At 65.5% G+C, this 16,874-nt stretch carries 18 protein-coding genes; 10 read left to right on the forward strand and 8 right to left on the reverse strand.

The genetic code is table 11. From position 1 onward, the window contains the following. Positions 1–132 precede the first annotated feature (132 nt). Positions 133–1,626 (forward strand): cyclic-di-GMP receptor FimW-related protein, encoded by a 1,494-nt coding sequence (locus tag ZRA01_RS11530; protein ID WP_141352311.1) that lies wholly within the window; start codon positions 133–135, stop codon positions 1,624–1,626. Here the strand turns inward: ZRA01_RS11530 and ZRA01_RS11535 are convergent. Beyond that, positions 1,621–2,874 carry a YihY family inner membrane protein gene (locus ZRA01_RS11535; protein ID WP_141352313.1) on the reverse strand — a complete coding sequence of 418 codons (1,254 nt, stop codon included), beginning with the start codon at positions 2,872–2,874 and terminating at the stop codon, positions 1,621–1,623. The genes ZRA01_RS11530 and ZRA01_RS11535 overlap by 6 nt on opposite strands. A 36-nt stretch (positions 2,875–2,910) precedes the next feature. Between ZRA01_RS11535 and wrbA the strand changes: the two genes are divergently transcribed. Both wrbA and ZRA01_RS11545 read left to right on the forward strand, forming a co-directional pair. Then, positions 2,911–3,507, forward strand: a complete 597-nt coding sequence (wrbA, locus tag ZRA01_RS11540) for an NAD(P)H:quinone oxidoreductase (protein WP_141352315.1) — start codon at positions 2,911–2,913, stop codon at positions 3,505–3,507. Beyond that, positions 3,504–3,872: a DUF2069 domain-containing protein gene (locus ZRA01_RS11545; protein WP_141352317.1), complete on the forward strand. Its 369-nt coding sequence runs from the start codon at positions 3,504–3,506 to the stop codon at positions 3,870–3,872. Before wrbA ends, ZRA01_RS11545 begins: the two co-directional genes overlap by 4 nt. Positions 3,873–3,903: 31 nt before the next feature. Here ZRA01_RS11545 and ZRA01_RS11550 read toward each other — a convergent pair whose 3' ends face one another. From ZRA01_RS11550 to ZRA01_RS11570, 5 genes are all read right to left on the reverse strand, one after another. Next, entirely contained in the window at positions 3,904–5,436 is a 1,533-nt protein-coding gene (locus ZRA01_RS11550; RefSeq protein WP_141352319.1) for a 2-isopropylmalate synthase, read from the reverse strand. A gap of 148 nt (positions 5,437–5,584) precedes the next feature. Then, positions 5,585–6,373 (reverse strand): CDP-diacylglycerol--serine O-phosphatidyltransferase, encoded by a 789-nt coding sequence (gene pssA, locus ZRA01_RS11555; RefSeq protein ID WP_141352321.1) that lies wholly within the window; start codon positions 6,371–6,373, stop codon positions 5,585–5,587. A gap of 115 nt (positions 6,374–6,488) precedes the next feature. Continuing rightward, positions 6,489–7,505, reverse strand: a complete 1,017-nt coding sequence (gene ilvC / locus ZRA01_RS11560) for a ketol-acid reductoisomerase (protein ID WP_141352323.1) — start codon at positions 7,503–7,505, stop codon at positions 6,489–6,491. Between the two features lie 74 nt (positions 7,506–7,579). Further along, positions 7,580–8,071, reverse strand: a complete 492-nt coding sequence (gene ilvN / locus ZRA01_RS11565) for an acetolactate synthase small subunit (RefSeq protein WP_141352325.1) — start codon at positions 8,069–8,071, stop codon at positions 7,580–7,582. 105 nt (positions 8,072–8,176) lie between these two features. Beyond that, a complete protein-coding gene (locus ZRA01_RS11570) occupies positions 8,177–9,913 on the reverse strand; it encodes an acetolactate synthase 3 catalytic subunit (RefSeq protein WP_281279874.1) in 1,737 nt (578 codons plus the stop codon). An 88-nt stretch (positions 9,914–10,001) separates the two neighbouring features. Here ZRA01_RS11570 and ZRA01_RS11575 point away from each other — a divergent pair, with 88 nt between their 5' ends. Genes ZRA01_RS11575 through ZRA01_RS11590 form a run of 4 tightly spaced genes read left to right on the forward strand, consistent with a single transcriptional unit; the run spans position 10,002 to position 12,176 of the window. Beyond that, positions 10,002–10,622 carry an RNA polymerase sigma factor gene (locus ZRA01_RS11575; protein WP_246093647.1) on the forward strand — a complete coding sequence of 207 codons (621 nt, stop codon included), beginning with the start codon at positions 10,002–10,004 and terminating at the stop codon, positions 10,620–10,622. Next, a complete protein-coding gene (locus tag ZRA01_RS11580; RefSeq protein ID WP_170182957.1) occupies positions 10,619–10,993 on the forward strand; it encodes a DUF3619 family protein in 375 nt (124 codons plus the stop codon). The genes ZRA01_RS11575 and ZRA01_RS11580 overlap by 4 nt, the downstream gene beginning before the upstream one ends. Continuing rightward, positions 10,966–11,691: a DUF3106 domain-containing protein gene (locus ZRA01_RS11585; RefSeq protein WP_141352331.1), complete on the forward strand. Its 726-nt coding sequence runs from the start codon at positions 10,966–10,968 to the stop codon at positions 11,689–11,691. The genes ZRA01_RS11580 and ZRA01_RS11585 overlap by 28 nt, the downstream gene beginning before the upstream one ends. An 8-nt stretch (positions 11,692–11,699) precedes the next feature. Beyond that, positions 11,700–12,176: an RDD family protein gene (locus ZRA01_RS11590; RefSeq protein WP_141352333.1), complete on the forward strand. Its 477-nt coding sequence runs from the start codon at positions 11,700–11,702 to the stop codon at positions 12,174–12,176. 12 nt (positions 12,177–12,188) lie between these two features. Here the strand turns inward: ZRA01_RS11590 and lptG are convergent, their stop codons facing one another. After that, positions 12,189–13,268, reverse strand: a complete 1,080-nt coding sequence (gene lptG, locus ZRA01_RS11595) for an LPS export ABC transporter permease LptG (protein WP_141352335.1) — start codon at positions 13,266–13,268, stop codon at positions 12,189–12,191. Further along, positions 13,268–14,344 (reverse strand): LPS export ABC transporter permease LptF, encoded by a 1,077-nt coding sequence (gene lptF, locus ZRA01_RS11600; RefSeq protein ID WP_141352337.1) that lies wholly within the window; start codon positions 14,342–14,344, stop codon positions 13,268–13,270. Before lptF ends, lptG begins: the two co-directional genes overlap by 1 nt. Before the next feature lie 104 nt (positions 14,345–14,448). On the opposite strand from lptF, the gene ZRA01_RS11605 reads away from it, so the two are divergent. The 3 genes from ZRA01_RS11605 to ZRA01_RS11615 are packed head-to-tail and all read left to right on the forward strand — an operon-like array spanning position 14,449 to position 16,872. Next, positions 14,449–15,936: a leucyl aminopeptidase gene (locus ZRA01_RS11605; protein WP_141352339.1), complete on the forward strand. Its 1,488-nt coding sequence runs from the start codon at positions 14,449–14,451 to the stop codon at positions 15,934–15,936. Positions 15,937–15,955: 19 nt separating this feature from the next. Then, positions 15,956–16,387 (forward strand): DNA polymerase III subunit chi, encoded by a 432-nt coding sequence (locus tag ZRA01_RS11610; protein WP_141352341.1) that lies wholly within the window; start codon positions 15,956–15,958, stop codon positions 16,385–16,387. Next, a complete protein-coding gene (locus ZRA01_RS11615) occupies positions 16,384–16,872 on the forward strand; it encodes a hypothetical protein (protein ID WP_141352343.1) in 489 nt (162 codons plus the stop codon). The genes ZRA01_RS11610 and ZRA01_RS11615 overlap by 4 nt, the downstream gene beginning before the upstream one ends. Positions 16,873–16,874: the final 2 nt, after the last annotated feature.

A 16,874-nucleotide genomic window follows, 5' to 3' on the forward strand; every position in this document is an offset into this window, starting at 1 on the left:
CAAGAAAACCTGAACACCCGTCACATTGCCAGGGCCGCGTGTGAACAAGCCCGGAATGCCATACCCATTCCGCACACCCGTTTTCGGGGAACTTAATTACAATGGCCGCTTAGCCAAGAGATCCCGTAGGCGATGAGCGCTGCCGATACCTCCCAATCCGACCGCACGGCCCCAGTTCTCGACTGGCTGGCTACCGAACTGTCCGCCGACGCAGACCTCGAGCTTGCCGCCCTCGTTCGTCACCTCGACGAGCTTGGGCGCCCCGAGATCAGCCGCAACCAGTTTCATCGCTGCCTTGATCTGCTGCATGTGCGCTCCCTCGCGATCAGCGGGCTCTTTCGCGACCGCTTCGCCACCGCAACGCTTCCGCTCACCGTCAGCCTGCACCGTTCGGCAACCCGGCTGGTCTCGGCGCTCGGCAAGATCGCGGCGGGCTACGAAGAAGTGCTCGCCGAAGTCCGCCACCGGCTGGTTCGCACCGTCCGGCGCAACCCGGAAGCCATCAGCGCCAAGGCGCTCGAGATCCTCGGCGAGCAGCTCACCGTCGCGCACCTCGCAGGCAACAGCGCGCCCTTCGAGTTCTGGCTGCGCGCTCACTCATTCTTTCGCACCAGCAAGGTAGACAACTCCCCCGATGTCGCGGCCGGTCAGGCCGCCGAGGGCGCACTGCGCGCCTACAAGTACATCCTCGCCTTCTCAGCGGCCCAGCCCGAAGGCCTCACCGGCACCGAGATCAACTGGCTCTCGGAGTATCTCGCCAATGCCGCCAAGAACCTCATCATCCGCGCCTCGCTGCCCGGCGAAGGGGGTTTCGGCTGGCTGTGGATCGACCCGGACCAGGATACACCGCCGGTTTCCATCAGCCGCCGGGAACCCCCGGAGGTCGACGGCCTGATCTACTTCACCGCCGAAGAACTGGCCCGACGCGCCACCGCCCTGATCGAGCAACTCGAAGGCGAGGGCGAGCCGCCCGGCAACCTGCCCACCAGCCTGGGCCGCGCCGAGACGGCGACCCTGCTGCGACGCGTGCGCGAATACTGGACCTCCCCACCACACCGGGAACACCCCCGCCGGCGCAATCAATATGCCGTGAGTGTGTGCTGCGGGCTCGAGAACATCTGGAAGATGCTGCGGGAGCCAACCACCACCGCCCAGACACGCCTCGCCACCCAGTGGATGGTGGTGAACGAGAGCCCCACCGGCTACGCCATCATGCAGGTCACCGGCACCGCGAGCGCCCTGACGCCCGGCATCGCGATCGCTCTTCGGCGCAGCCCGGACGAACCCTGGACCCTCTGCGTCGTACGCTGGATCCGCAGCGAAACCCCCGAACAGATCGAACTTGGCCTGCAGGTCATCGCCAACACCGCAAAACCTGTCACCGTGGGCTTCCGCGGCGGCTCGAAACCCCGGCCCATGCGCCCGGCGCTGGTGATGCCGCCCATCGCTGCCCTGGGCCGCCAGCAGTCCATCCTCGCGCCCGCCGGCACCTACTCGGCCCGCCGCTTCATGCTGGTCTCCGACATCCACCGGCTCTACATCGCCCAGGGGCGCCTGCTCAGCCTCGACATGCAAACCCCGGCGGTCGAGCTTTTCCAGTACGAGATCGACCCCTACCCCCTATAAGCCAGGGCCGCCCCGCAAGGACGCCAGGGGAAGATCGGCCGCCCGCTCCATCGCGGCCAGAAGTGCCGCATAGCGCAGATCAACCCGGCACCCGGCGGAACCTGGCAGATCGACGCCTGCCGGGGGCCGGCGCCATCCAAACAGCCGCGCCACCTCCACCAGCCTGACTCCCTCGGCAGCACGCGCGAGCAGCCAGCCACCATCCTCGGCACAGATCACGATCCGTTCAGCGACCAGCACGGCCAACACTTCCCCAAGCTCCTCCGGCGCGGTTCGCGCCACCCGGGCAAGGGCATCGAAGTCGCGACTCCGCCCCTCCCGCTGCGCCTCGACCAGTTCCGAGAGCATCAGCAGCGCCACATACAAGGGCCGCCCCGGGAAGGCCGGCAAGCGGCCGGCAAAGAGCTTCCGCTCCGGCAGCACTGCCGCCACCACCGCACCGAGCAACACCACGATCCACGACACATAGAGCCACACCAGCAGGATCGGCACCGCAGCAAAGGCGCCATAGACAAGGGTGTAACTCGGAAAATGAACCAGATAGGCGCCAAGCAGGCGCTGCATGAGCAACAGCCCCACCGCCGCCAGCAATCCCGACACCAGCGCATGGCTTGCCTTCACGCGGCAATGGGGCACCACGTAGTACAGCAAACCGAAGAGAGCGGTCATGATGAGCAACGAGATCAACCGCAAACCCACCGCCTCCAGCCACGCCGGCTCACTCACCACACTGAGGGATACACTGAGCATGGCGCTCGCCAGCACGACGCCCCCGGCCAGCAGCAAGGGCCCGAAGGAGAGCGCGACCCAGTAGGCTGCCAGTCGGGTCGCCCACGGCCGCCGGCTGCGCACCATCCAGATCTCGTTGATGACCTGATCGATGGTCCGCATCAAGAGCACCGTCGTCAGGATCAGCGCCACCGCACCGGCGATCGTCAGATTGGTCGCCTTCTGACTGAACTGCAGTGCGTAGGTCGCGATCACCTTGCCGGCCTTCTCGGGCAACAGGTTGTCGAGCAGAAACCCCCGCAACGCCGCATCCAGCCGCGCCGACTGGGGCAGCCGGCTGAACACCACCGCCACCAGGGTGACGAAGGGCACCAGCGACAGCAGGGTCGTGAAGGCGAGGCTCGCCGCCACCTGGGCGCAGCGCCCGTCGTGAAACCTGCGCCCCACCGCCCGCAGCAGCTGTCGGGTGCTCTCCGGCAACAATGCCGCTGGGCGCAGGGAGGTGAGAGGCGACTTCATTTACGTATAATGCCTTTCCGTTTCACGGGCTCCACCATGCAGGAAGTTCTTGTTCTCTATTACAGCCACCGCGGCTCCGTGCGCGCGCTGGCCGAACTCATCGCCCGCGGCATCGATGCAGTCCCCGGCGCCAGCGCCCGGCTGCGCACCGTACCCCGGGTATCCACGGTCTGCGAAAGCACCGAGCCGGACATTCCAGACCACGGCGCCCCCTATGCCGAGGCCCGCGACCTCGAAGAATGCATCGGGCTCGCCCTCGGCAGCCCGACGCGCTTCGGCAACATGGCCGCCCCGATGAAATACTTTATCGACGGCACCGCCGGCCCCTGGCTGTCGGGCGCCTTGGCTGGCAAGCCAGCCTGCGTGTTCACCTCGTCGGCCAGCCAGCACGGCGGCCAGGAGAGCACCCTGCTGTCGATGATGACACCCCTGCTCCACCACGGCATGCTCATCGTCGGCCTGCCGTTTTCCGAGCCTGATCTCACCCGCAGCCGCAGCGGCGGCTCGCCCTACGGCGCCACCCACGTTGCCGGCAACGACGACGACACCCGGATCACCGACGAGGAAAAACGCCTCGCCATCGCCCTCGGCAAGCGCCTCGCCGAAATGTCCCTCAAACTTGCAGCCCGATGAAACCCAAGACCCTGTCCCTGATTGCCAGCATCAGTCTGATCGCACTTATCGCCCTGTGCCTCGCCTGGGAGGCTTTCCTCGCCCCCCTGCGCCCCGGCGGCTCGTGGATGACCCTGAAGGTGATCCCGCTGATGTTCGCCCTCTTCGGCATCCTGCGCGGCACACGCTACACCTACCAGTGGAGCTGCATGATGATCCTGCTCTACCTCACCGAAGGCGTGGTCCGCACCAACGACGCGGCCCCCGGCAACGCACTGGCGTTGGCGGAGGCCATCTTGAGCGTGATCTTCTTCGTGGCGACGGTGCTCTACGCCCGCAACACCGCCCCTTCCCGCCTGGCCCAGGCCTCGCGGGACGAGGCCTGAGCCCCCTCCCCCGGGCCTGCAGCCCGACAGGTCAGACCTGGGGATTCAACCTTTCCGTGCCCGCCTCGAGCTTGTTGAGGGCGTTCAGATAGGCCTTGGCCGATGCGACGATGATGTCGGTATCGGCACCCTGGCCATTCACGACCTTGCCGTCCCGCGCCAGCCGCACGGTAACCTCGCCCTGGGCGTCGGTCCCGGTGGTGATGGCGTTCACCGAGTAAAGCAGCAGCTCGGCACGGCTGTCGGCGATGCTCTCGATGGCCTTGAAGGCCGCATCCACCGGGCCGGAGCCGGACGACTCGACGTTCTGCTCGCGACCATCCACGGCCAGCGTCACTCGCGCGCTGGGCTGCTCACCGGTTTCGGAGTGGAAGGAGGACGAAAGCAGGCGATAATGCTCCTTCGGCTCCGAGCTGTCGTCGTTCATCAGGGCCTGCAGGTCCTCGTCGAAGATCTCGTGCTTCTTGTCGGCCAGCGCCTTGAAACGGGCGAAGGCGCTATTGAGCTGCTCCTCGGACTCGATGACCACCCCGAGCTCCTGCAGGCGCGAGCGGAAGGCGTTGCGGCCGGAGTGCTTGCCCATCACCAGCTTGTTGGCCGTCCAGCCCACGTCTTCGGCACGCATGATCTCGTAGGTTTCGCGGTGCTTGAGCACGCCATCCTGGTGAATACCCGACTCGTGGGCGAAGGCATTCGCACCGACGATGGCCTTGTTCGGCTGCACCGCAAAACCCGTGATGCCCGACACCAGCTTGGAGGCCGGCACGATGTGGGTGGTATCGATGCGCGTGTCGCACTGGTAAACATCCCGGCGCGTCCGAACGGCCATCACGATCTCCTCGAGGGAGGCATTGCCGGCCCGCTCACCGAGGCCGTTGATTGTGCACTCGACCTGGCGTGCACCAGCCCGCACCGCCGCCAGCGAGTTGGCCACCGCGAGGCCCAGGTCGTTGTGGCAATGCACCGACCAGACCACCTTGTCAGAATTGGGCACACGTTCGATCAAGCTACGGATGGTGGCCGCGAACTGTTCGGGCACGTTGTAGCCGACGGTGTCCGGCACGTTGATGGTGGTCGCGCCGGCCTTGATCACCTCTTCGAAGATCCGGCACAGGAAGTCGATCTCGGAGCGGCCCGCGTCCTCGGCCGAGAACTCCACCTGATCGGTGTATTGGCGCGCCCAGCCGATGGCCTTGACGGCCTGCGAAACCACCTCATCCGGACTCATGCGCAGCTTCTTCTCCATGTGGATCGGGCTGGTCGCGATGAAGGTGTGGATACGGCTGGAGGCCGCCGGGCGCACCGCCTCGCCGGCACGGCGGATGTCGGCCTCGTTGGCCCGCGCCAGCGAGCAGACGGTGGAGTCCTTGATGGCCTCGGCGACGGCCTTGACGGCCTCGAAGTCGCCGTTGGACGCCGCCGCAAAGCCGGCCTCGATCACGTCGACGCGCATGCGCTCCAGCTGGCGGGCAATACGCAGCTTCTCATCACGGGTCATCGAAGCGCCGGGGCTCTGCTCGCCGTCGCGCAAGGTGGTGTCGAAGATGATCAACTGGTCGTTCATGATGAGCTCCTGCAGGATTCTGAGTATTTGATGAGGCAGCGCCCGCGACGTTCAACAAAGCGGGAACACATCGGGGCATCGCATGGCTGCCGCCACAACCGGCTGGCAGCAGGCCGACGGAGACGATCGGGGCAATCGGCGGGCTAAGCTAGGCGTCACCCTCGGGCGGGCCAGCCGGCGCGGGGACGCGCTTGCGCCCCTTCAGCCAGTTCCACAGGCCCAGCACGTAGCCGGACACGGCGTAGCACAGGAACAGCCCGAAAAGCACGCCCGGCGGGTAGCTGGACACCAGCAGGAAGCCGAGCACGAAGGCGATGATGACGATGAAGGGCACGCTGCGGCGCAGGTTGATCTCCTTGCCGCTATAGAACAGCACGTTGCTGACCATCGAGACGCCGGCAAAGATCGTCAGCGCGCAGGCATACCAGCGCACGTCGGGCCCGGCGATGCCGTTGTCCATCATCACCCACACCAGCCCTGCGACCAGCGCGGCGGCTGCCGGGCTAGGCAGCCCCTGGAAGTAGCGCTTGTCCACCACGTCGATGTTGGTGTTGAAGCGGGCGAGACGCAGCGCCGCGCCAGCACAATAGATGAAAGCTGCCATCCAGCCCAGCTTGCCCATGCCCTTCAGGGCCCATTCGTACACGATGAGCGCGGGCGCCGCGCCAAACGACACCATGTCGGAGAGCGAATCGTATTCGGCACCGAAGGCGCTCTGGGTGCGCGTGAGCCGCGCGACCCGGCCGTCGAGGCCGTCAAGCACCATGGCGATGAAGATCGCCACCGCGGCCTGCTCGAAAAGCCCGTTCATCGCCTGGACGATGGCGTAGAAACCGGCAAAGAGGGCTGCCGTGGTGAACAGGTTGGGGAGAATATAAATACCCTTGCGCCGGCGTTCCGGATTCAGCAGGGGTTTGCGGGATTGCAGATCGGCCATGGGCGGGACGATGGGTGAAGTCGAACCGGATTGTAACGCAGGAGATGCCTTCGGGCCCTGAAAACGACACGGGGGACTTTCGTCCCCCGCGCGCATTGCATCAAGCCAGACTCGATCAGTTCTTGGACTGGTCGACCAGCTTGTTGGCCTTGATCCACGGCATCATGTCGCGGAGCTGCTCACCGACCACTTCGATCGGGTGGGCGGCGTTCAGGCGACGACGGGCGGTCATGGACGGGTAGTTGGTCTTGCCTTCCAGGATGAACATCTTGGCGTATTCGCCGGTCTGGATGCGCTTGAGGGCTTCGCGCATGGCGTAGCGGGACTCTTCGTTGATGACTTCCGGGCCGGTCACGTACTCGCCATACTCCGCGTTGTTGGAGATGGAGTAGTTCATGTTGGCGATGCCACCTTCGTACATCAGGTCGACGATCAGCTTGAGCTCGTGCAGGCACTCGAAGTAGGCCATCTCGGGAGCGTAGCCGGCTTCGGTCAGGGTCTCGAAGCCCATCTTGACCAGCTCGACGGCGCCGCCGCACAGCACGGCCTGCTCGCCGAAGAGGTCGGTCTCGGTTTCTTCGCGGAAGTTGGTCTCGATCACGCCACCCTTGGTGCCGCCGTTGGCAGCAGCGTAGGACAGGGCGATGTCACGGGCCTTGCCGGACTTGTCCTGGTACACGGCGATCAGGGTCGGCACGCCGCCGCCCTTCAGGTACTCGGAGCGCACGGTGTGGCCGGGGCCCTTCGGGGCGATCATGATCACGTCCAGGTCGGCACGCGGGACGATCTGGTTGTAATGCACGTTAAAGCCGTGGGCGAAGGCCAGGGTGGCGCCTTGCTTGATGTTCGGGGCGATATCGTTCTTGTAGACATCCGGCTGGGACTCGTCCGGCAGCAGGATCATGACGACGTCGGCGGCCTTGACGGCCTCGGCGACTTCCTGGACGTTGTGGCCGGCAGCGACGGCCTTGTTCCAGGAGGCGCCATCCTTGCGCAGGCCGACGGTCACGTTGACGCCGGATTCCTTGAGGTTCTGCGCGTGGGCGTGGCCCTGGGAACCGTAACCAACGATGGTGACCTGCTTGCCCTTGATCAGGGAGAGGTCTGCATCTTTATCGTAAAAAACCTTCATTTCATGCCTTTCTGACACAAGAGGAGCAAATCAAGGGAAAGCGCGGGCCGGGACAGCCCACGCCACATCCCACATCAAACCTTCAAAACGCGGTCGCCGCGAGCGACGCCGCAAATACCGGAACGCACGGTTTCGAGAATCAGGCCGGCGTCGAGGGCGCTGACAAAGGAATCGAGCTTGGCCTGGGTGCCGGTCAGCTCGATAACATAGGTCGTGTCGGTCACATCGATGATGCGCCCGCGGAAGATGTCCGCCATGCGCTTGATCTCTTCACGGTCCTTGCCGGCGGCGCGCACCTTGATGAGCATCAGCTCGCGCTCGATGTGCGCCGATTCGGACAGATCCACCACCTTCACGACCTCCACCAGCTTGTTGAGCTGCTTGGTGATCTGCTCGACGATGTCGTCGGAGCCGGAGGTGACGATGGTCATGCGCGACAGGGAAGCGTCCTCAGTGGGCGCAACCGTCAGGCTCTCGATATTGTAGCCCCGCGCAGAAAACAGGCCGGACACGCGGGACAGCGCGCCGGCTTCATTCTCGAGGACAAGGGAGATGACGTGTCTCATGTTCGTTTCGTGCTGGATGACCGGCGGGCAGCGCTGGAAGGCAGCTGACCAAGCCGGTGGATAAGAGGGCTGCCGCAGGCTGCGCGCGGCCTGCCCTCCGGCCAATCAAAGATCTTCGGCCGACAGGATCATGTCGGTGAGCCCCTTGCCGCCCTGGACCATCGGATAGACGTTCTCGGTCTGATCCACCTGGAAGTCGAGGAAGACCAGATCGCTCTTGCGCGAGAAGGCCTCGCGCAGCGCGCCTTCCACGTCGCCCGGCTTGTCCACGCGGATGCCGACGTGGCCATAAGCCTCGGCCAGACGGGCAAAATCGGGCAGCGAATCCATGTAGGACTCGGAGTAGCGGTTGCCGTGGAAGATCTCCTGCCACTGGCGCACCATGCCCAGGTAGCGGTTGTTGAGCATCACGACCTTGATCGGCAGGCGGAACTGGCGGCAGGTGGCGAGCTCCTGGATGTTCATCTGGATCGACGCCTCGCCGGTCACGCAGGCCACCGGCGAACCCGGGTGGGCGAGCTGGACGCCCATCGCGGAGGGCAGGCCGAAACCCATGGTACCCAGGCCGCCGGAGTTGATCCAGCGGCGCGGCTTGTCGAACTTGTAGTACTGGGCCGCCCACATCTGGTGCTGGCCCACGTCGGAGGTCACGAAGGCGTCGCCGCCAGTGACTTCCCACAGCTTCTGGATGACGAACTGCGGCTTGATGAGCTCTTCGCCCTGGTTGAACTTGAGGCAGTCGCGGCGACGCCATTCCTCGATCTGCTTCCACCAAACCCCCAGCGACTCTTGGTCGGGGCGCTCGGAGGTGGCGTCGAGAAGCGACAGCAGCTCACCCAGAACCTCGTCGACGTGGCCGACGATGGGCACATCCACCTTGACGCGCTTGGAGATCGACGACGGGTCGATGTCGATGTGGATGATCTTGCGCGGCTCGGATGCAAAGTGCGCCGGGCTGCCGATCACGCGATCGTCGAAACGCGCACCAACGGCGAGCAGCACGTCGCTGTAATGCATCGCCATGTTGGCTTCGTAGGTGCCGTGCATGCCGAGCATGCCCACGTTCTGGCGATCGGTGGCCGGAAAGCCGCCGAGGCCCATCAGCGTGTTGGTGCAAGGGAAGCCGAGCTTGCGCACCAGCGCCGTCAGCTTGTCGGCCGCATCGCCGAGCACCACACCACCGCCGATATAGACCATCGGGCGACGGGCGCCGAGGAGAAGCTGCAACGCCTTCTTGATCTGCCCGTGATGCCCCTTGACCACCGGGTTGTAGGAGCGCATCGAGACGGTTTGCGGGTACTCGAACTCGCACTTCTGGGCGGTGATGTCCTTGGGGATATCCACCAGCACCGGGCCCGGACGCCCGGTCTTGGCCAGGTAGAAAGCCTTCTTGATGGTGTCGGCGATGTCACGCACGTCGCGCACCAGGAAGTTGTGCTTCACGCACGGGCGGGTGATGCCCACCGTGTCGACCTCCTGGAAGGCGTCCTGGCCGATCACCGCGGACGGCACCTGGCCGGAGATCACCACCAGCGGAATGGAGTCGCAGTAGGCCGTGGCGATGCCAGTGACGGCATTGGTCGCCCCCGGGCCGGAGGTCACCAGCGCGACGCCGACCTTGTCGGTGGACCGCGCATAGCCGTCGGCCGCGTGCACCGCCGCCTGCTCATGACGCACCAGCACGTGACGAACCTTGTCCTGCTTGAACAATTCGTCGTAGATGTACAGCACAGAGCCGCCGGGATAGCCGAAAAGATAATCAACCTTTTCTTCCTGGAGACACCTGATTACAATTTCCGCACCGGTCAATACCATCGCTGCACCCGAAGCTGTCTCGGCTATGTAAAACGCGGAACCTTACCGCCGAGCCGGCAATTGGTCAAGGCGCCCCGCACGAGGCACCCATCTCCCGGGGTGGCTGCCCCATTCTTTGAAACTGTCATCCAGCCCGTGCGCCGGTGCGTGCCAGACATCTGAGGATCACCCCCTGCCCTCCCGCCTCGAACTATCGGATTTCCTCGCCAGCGTCGAAAAACGAGCCTTCAAACAGGCCTTGTTCGCGGTCCGCAACGAAGAGTCAGCCCTGGACATCGTGCAGGACGCGATGATGAAGCTCGCCGAAAAATACGGCGACAAGCCACTGGAAGAGCTCCCGATGCTCTTCCAACGCATCCTGCAGAACGTGATTCGCGACTTTTACCGCCGCCAGAAGGTGCGCAGCATGTGGACGACCCTGCTGTCCGCCTTCTCCGGCCCGGAAGACGACGAACACGACCCCCTCGAAGTTATCGAATCGGCTGACAGCGACTACAAGAGCGAGTCGCCGCACGCCCAGTTCGAGCAGCAACAAACCCTGACTGCCATCGAGAAAGAAATCGAAAAACTGCCTCCCCGTCAACGCGAAGCCTTCCTCATGCGTTACTGGGAAGAAATGGATATCGCCGAAACGGCTGTGGCAATGGGATGCTCGGAAGGCAGTGTCAAGACACACTGCTCCCGGGCTACGCACACGCTTGCCGCAGCACTTGCAGCAAAGGGCATAACACTATGAATGAGCACGATTTTCAGTTTCGCGTGCGGCAGCATCTCAACACCTCCGCGCGCCAGGTCTCCCCGGCGGTGGCGAGCCGCCTCCATGAGGCCCGCCAGAAGGCGCTCGGCCGCCAGAAAGTCACGGTGCGCCGCTTCAGCCTGGCCGGGATCAGCCATGCGTTCACCGAGCGCGCCCTGCCCCAGGGGCGGACGGCGGTCGCGATGGTGCTGATCCTTCTCCTCGTCGTCGGCAGTGGGCTGCTGGGCGAAATGCAGCGCATGGCTGAACTCGAGGAGGTCGATAGCGCCCTCCTCTCCGACGATCTTCCGATTGACGCCTACCTCGACCAGGGTTTCGACGCATGGGTTCAAAACAATTCGCCCGATTGATCGGGGGAGTTGCCCTCGCCTGCTCGACCCTGGCGCTGGCCACGCCGCCCATCACAGCCCCGGCCTGGCGCGACCTCACGCCCGCCCAGCAGCGCACCCTCGCGCCCCTCGCCAAGGAATGGCAGGATCTTCCCGACGAGCGCAAGCGCAAGTGGGCCGGCATCGCCGACCGCTTTCCCGCCTACACGCCTGAAGAGCAGGACCGCCTGCAGGGCCGCATGCAGACCTGGATGAGCCTGACGCCGGAAGAGCGCAGCCGTGCCCGCGAGCAATATCGCAATCTCCAGCGCATTCCGCCAGAGAAACGCGAGGCGCTGCGGCAGAAGTGGAACGCCTACAAGGAGCTCCCCAGCGAAGAAAAGGAGCGCTTCACCGAGGCCGCCAAGAAGCCGCCGGTCAAGCCCGTCGCACCCAAGGCAGGCGCCAAGCCGATCAAGCCGCTTACGGCACCGCCGCCGCCGCGCCCGGCGCTGCCAAAGATCGTCGTCCAGAAGCCGCCACCGGCCCCGGCAGTCATTGAGCCTGCACCAGGCACCGCCGCGGCGGCCAACCCTGGCTCCGCGCCCGCGCTGCCCTCCGGAGTCGCCAGCCCGGTGGCAGCACCCGCTCCCGCCGCAGCAGCGCTCTCCTCCCCCGCTCCGAGCCAGCCTTCATCCGACCCGACAACGCCGGCTGCCGTCACGCCGGCAAAACCCTGACCGCAACCATGCCCAAAGAATCCACCCGACCTGGGCCTGCAGGCCCCGGGAGGCAGGCCGTCGAGCTCGCGGGCCTGCGCCGGCGCCTGGCCAGCATGCTTTACGAATGCCTGCTCCTGCTGGGCGTCCTCGCACTGACATTCATGGTTCCGCTGCTCATCCTGGGAGCTGGAACGAACTACACCCCGCCCGGCGGCGTGCTCTGGCTTCATGTGTTTCTGGTGCTGGGAGCGTACTTTCTGTGGTACTGGCGCAGGGGCGGCCAGACCCTGGCGATGCAGACCTGGAAACTGCGCATCGTGACCGCCGACGGCAATCCGGTATCGCTGCAACAGGGCTGGCTGCGTTATGCCCTTGCGTGGCCGTCGGTGCTTTGTGGGGGGGTCGGTCTGTTGTGGGCACTCGTCGACCGGGACAGGCAATTTCTTCACGATCGCCTGGCGGGCACGCGGATCATCCTGCTGCCCGGTCTCCCCAAGGCCTGACCAGCCCCGGCGTCAGCGGCGCTCGACCCACCACATCATCGTCATCGCGGCGATCAGGAACACGATGCTCGGCGTGAGAGCCGCAACCGCCGGAACCCAGCCGTTGATCACCCCGAGGTTCGAGAACAGGCCATTGAGCAGGTGGAAACCCACCCCGATCATGATCCCGGAGAAAACCTTCAGGCTCACCCCGCCCATGCGCGTCTGCATGTAGCCAAACGGGAGCGCCAGGCCCATCATGACCAGCGCCGCAAACGGATAGGCGAGCTTCTTCCAGAGGGCGATCTCGTAGCGGGTGGTACGCTGGTTGTTCTCTTCGAGGTGGCGGATGTATGAGTACAAGGTCGACACCGACATGCGCTCCGGCACCACCATCAGCACCGACAGCACCTCGGGCGTCAGCTCGGACTTCCAGACCAGGTCGGGCAGCACCCGCGTATCGGTGTGGTCACCCAGAAAGCGGGTCTGCTCGACGTTGCGCAGGCGCCAGCCTTCCGACGCGCCCTCATGGACGCCGGTCTTCGCCTCGCTGATCGAAACCAGCGCAGCCCGCTCGTCGAACTCGTAGATGCGAACGCCCTCGAGCGACGTATCCGGCAACACACTGCGCACGTTCACAAACCGCCTGCCGTCGCGCACCCACAAGCCGGTACGCAGCTCCTGGGACACCATCGAACGGGTTGCCGCCAGCCGCCATTGCTGGGCCGCACGCTCAGCCGGCGGCGCCAGGTATTCGCCAAAAATGAAGGTCAACGCGACAAAGACGCTGCCGATACCGAGCAGCGCAAGCAGAAAACGCGTGGTTGACAGGCCCGAAGCCCGCAGCACGGTGATTTCGGAATGCCGGGCAAAGGTGGTCAGGGCGTACAAGGTGCCGATCAGGACCGCGATCGGCATGAGCTCATACACCCGGCCCGGCATGATCATCGCCACGTATACCGCGGCGTGGTAAAGCATGTAACCGTTCTTGCCGACCTCATCGAGCTCATTTACGAGGTCGAAGAACGCGAACAGCCCCAAAAAGGCCAGCAGCACCAGCAGTACCGCGGCGTAGATCTCGCGGCTCAGGTAGCGGACATAAACCGGAATCATCAACGTCTCCGCCAGCGCGCAAACACGCTGATCCGCCTGTAAAACAAGATCGCCAGGACACCCAGCATCACCACATGGGGCGCCAGCAGGCCTACATCGAAACGCATGCGCCCCTGCCCGATCCACGACTGGCAGACACTGACCGCGTTGCTGTAAATCAGGTAAACCAGCACCGCCAGGATGAGGTTGTTGGTGCGCCCCGCCCGCGGATTGACGAAGGACAGCGGGATCGCCAGCAGCGCCAGCATCAGCGCCAGCAGGGGCGTGCTGATGCGCCCCATCAGTTCGCCCCGGTTGCGGTCATCCGGGTTCTTGATGAGCGCCGGCAGCGCCAGGGTTCTGGGCTGGCGGGGGCCGCTGGCGGCCTCCTTGGACTCCATCCGGATCTGGTAGCGCTCGAACTCCATCACGCGGTAGCTGGGCGTACCGGGCGTGCCTTCGTAGCGCCGCCCGTTTTCGAGGATCACGAAGCGGTTTCCGGAAGCGTCGACCTCAGTCCGCCCTTCGGCAGCGACCATCACGCCAAGCCGGCCGTTCTGCATGCTGCTGGCAAACACATTGCGCACCCGGCCTTCCTCGCCGGACAGCGCCTCGACAAAAAACACCCGCTCACCGCCCGAAGACTCCCGAAACAAGCCCGGCGCGACACGCGAGACGTCGTCGCGGTTGCTGAGCTGCTCCTTGTACTCGACGCTCTTCTTCTGCGCCCAGGGCGCGCCGAAGAGCGACAGCGCGGCGATCAGCACCGCCACCGGCAGCGCAAAGCGCAGCACCGGACGCACCCAGGCCGTAAGGGGCAGGCCGCTGGAGAACCACACCACCATCTCCGAGTCCCGGTAGCTGCGCGACAGGGACATCAGGATCGCGATGAACAGCGTGAGCGACAGCACCACCGGCATCTGGGCGATCGCACCAAAGCCGATCAGCGCCAGCACCGCGTCCGCCGGCACGCGCCCGCCCGCCGCCTGGCCAAGCAGGCGGATCAGCACAGTGGAAATGAGGATGGCAAACAGCGCCACGAAGACCGCCACGGCGTTCTGCGTGAATTCGCGCTGGGCAGCTCGAAGAAAAATCATGGGGAAACGGTCTTGGCGTCAGCAGGAGGGCTTTTTGACGTTGGCCAGGGCGCCGGCCATAATGGCGCGATGTCCTATTGACGCGTGTTTCGAAGGAGAAGCGGGTGGAATTTACCATAAAGGCCGGATCACCGGAAAAACTCAAAAATGGCTGCGTGGTGGCCGGTGTGCTGGCCGGTGGCGAACTCAGCGCTGCCGCGCTCGCCCTCGACGAAGCCTGCGACGGTGCGATCTCCACCATCCTCGGCCGGGGCGAGCTCGACGACAAGGCCGGTGCCACCCTGATGCTCCACGCCCTGCCCGGCCTTGCCACGCCCCGCGTGCTGCTGGTAAGCCTCGGCAAGCGCGACGAACTCTCCGACAAGGCCTACCGCGACGCCGTCACCGCCGCCGCCAGGCAGCTCGCCGGCTCGGTGGCATCCGACGCCGCCTTCTGCCTTGCCGAGATCGAGCTCCCCAAGCGCGACCTGGCCTGGCGCCTCGCCCAGGCCGCCCAGATTCTGAAGGACAGCACCTACCGCTGCGACGAACTCAAGTCGAAGAAGGAAGAATCCAAAAAGGGCGTGCGCAAGCTCGTCTTCGTCGTCAAGAACAAGGCCGGTGAGCAGCTCGAGCATGCCGTCCGCCGCGGCGAAGCCGTCGCCGAAGGCATGGCCCTCGCCAAGACCCTCGGCAACCTGCCCGCCAACGTGTGCACCCCGGGCTATCTCGCCACCACGGCACGCAAGCTGGCCAAGGACCACAAGGTCAAGGTCGAGGTGCTCGACCGGGACGACATGGAAAAGCTCGGCATGGGCTCCCTGCTTTCGGTCGCCCGTGGCTCCCACGAGCCGCCCAAGTTCATCATCCTCCAGTACAAGGGCGGCAAGGCCAAGGACAAGCCCGTCGTGCTGGTCGGCAAGGGCGTCACCTTCGACACCGGCGGCATCTCCCTCAAGCCCGGCGAGGGCATGGACGAGATGAAGTACGACATGTGCGGCGCGGCCAGCGTGCTCGGCACCTTCAAGGCGATCGCCCGGATGGAGTTGCCGATCAACGTGGTGGGCCTGATCCCCGCCACCGAGAACATGCCCGGCGGCTCGGCCACCAAGCCCGGCGACATCGTCACCTCCATGTCGGGGCAGACCATCGAAGTCCTCAACACCGACGCCGAAGGCCGCCTCATCCTGTGTGACGCCCTCACCTACGCCGAGCGTTTCGAGCCGGCGGCGGTGATCGACATCGCCACCCTCACCGGCGCCTGCATCATCGCCCTGGGCAACCTCACCAGCGGCCTCCTCGCCAACGACGACGCCCTCGCCGCCGAACTCCTCGCCAGCGGCCAGGCGGCCGGCGACAAGGCCTGGCAGCTGCCCCTGTGGGACGAATACCAGGACATGCTGAAGAGCAACTTCGCCGACATCCCCAACATCGGCAGCAAGGGCGCGGGCACCATCACCGCCGCCTGCTTCCTGGCCCGCTTCACCAAAGCCTACAAGTGGGCCCACCTCGACATCGCCGGCACCGCCTGGAAGTCCGGCGCCGAAAAGGGTGCCACCGGCCGGCCGGTGCCGCTGCTAACCGAGTTCCTGATCGGCCGCGCCGGCCATTGAGCCCGGCCCACTGCGCCCCATGACCGAAGTCTGCTTCTACCACAACGCCCCCGACCGTCTGCGGGTCGCTTGCGTGCTCGCCGGCAAGGCCCACGGCAACGGGCGGCGGATCGTGGTGTTCGCCCCCGACGGCGGCATGGCGCGGCAGTTCGACCAGATGCTGTGGACCTTCACACCGCTGGCCTTCGTCCCCCATGTGGCGGCCACCTCACCCCTGGCCGCCGAAACCCCCGTCGTGATCGGCACTCAGTTCGAAGGCCTGCCCCACGACGACGTGCTCATCAACCTGGGCGACGACCTCCCGGCGGGCTTCGAGCGTTACCGCCTGGTGATCGAGATCGTCGGCCGCAGCGACCCCGAGCGCCAGGCCGCCCGCGGGCGCTACCGCGCCTACCAGGGCCGGGGCTGCGCCCTGCGCGCCCATGACCTCGCCCAACGGAGTGGCGAATGACCCAAGCCCCGAAAGCCGAACTCGAAATCCCCCTCGAAGACGAAGACGCCGACCCGCTCTTCGAAAAGGCCGACGCCCTCATCCAGCGCCACGCCAGCTTCGCCATCGAACCCGAACTCGACGACCTGCCCGTCCTCACCGACGTGGTCGAGACACCACCGCCAGCTCTCGACGCGGCCCCCACGACCGAACCTGCCGAACCCACCGAGCCGGACGCCCCGCTGCCCGATCTCGCTGCAGCCACGGCCGCCGCCACCCGGGCCGAAGCCGACCGGCTCGCCGAGCGCCTCGTCCTGCTCGACAGCGCGATCAGCCGGCACATCCAGGAGTGGGTCGCCACCGAGCTCCCCCAGCTCGTCTCCCTTGAGCTCGACGACCTCGCCGAGCGCCTGCAGGCCACCGCCGCCTCGCACCTGCGCGCCACCCTGCTGCCGCTCATCTCCACCGAGATCGCCGACACCCTCGACAAGGGCCCCGAGGCCTGAGA

Origin of the sequence: Zoogloea ramigera, assembly GCF_006539865.1 — a bacterium.
Lineage (GTDB): Bacteria > Pseudomonadota > Gammaproteobacteria > Burkholderiales > Rhodocyclaceae > Zoogloea > Zoogloea ramigera.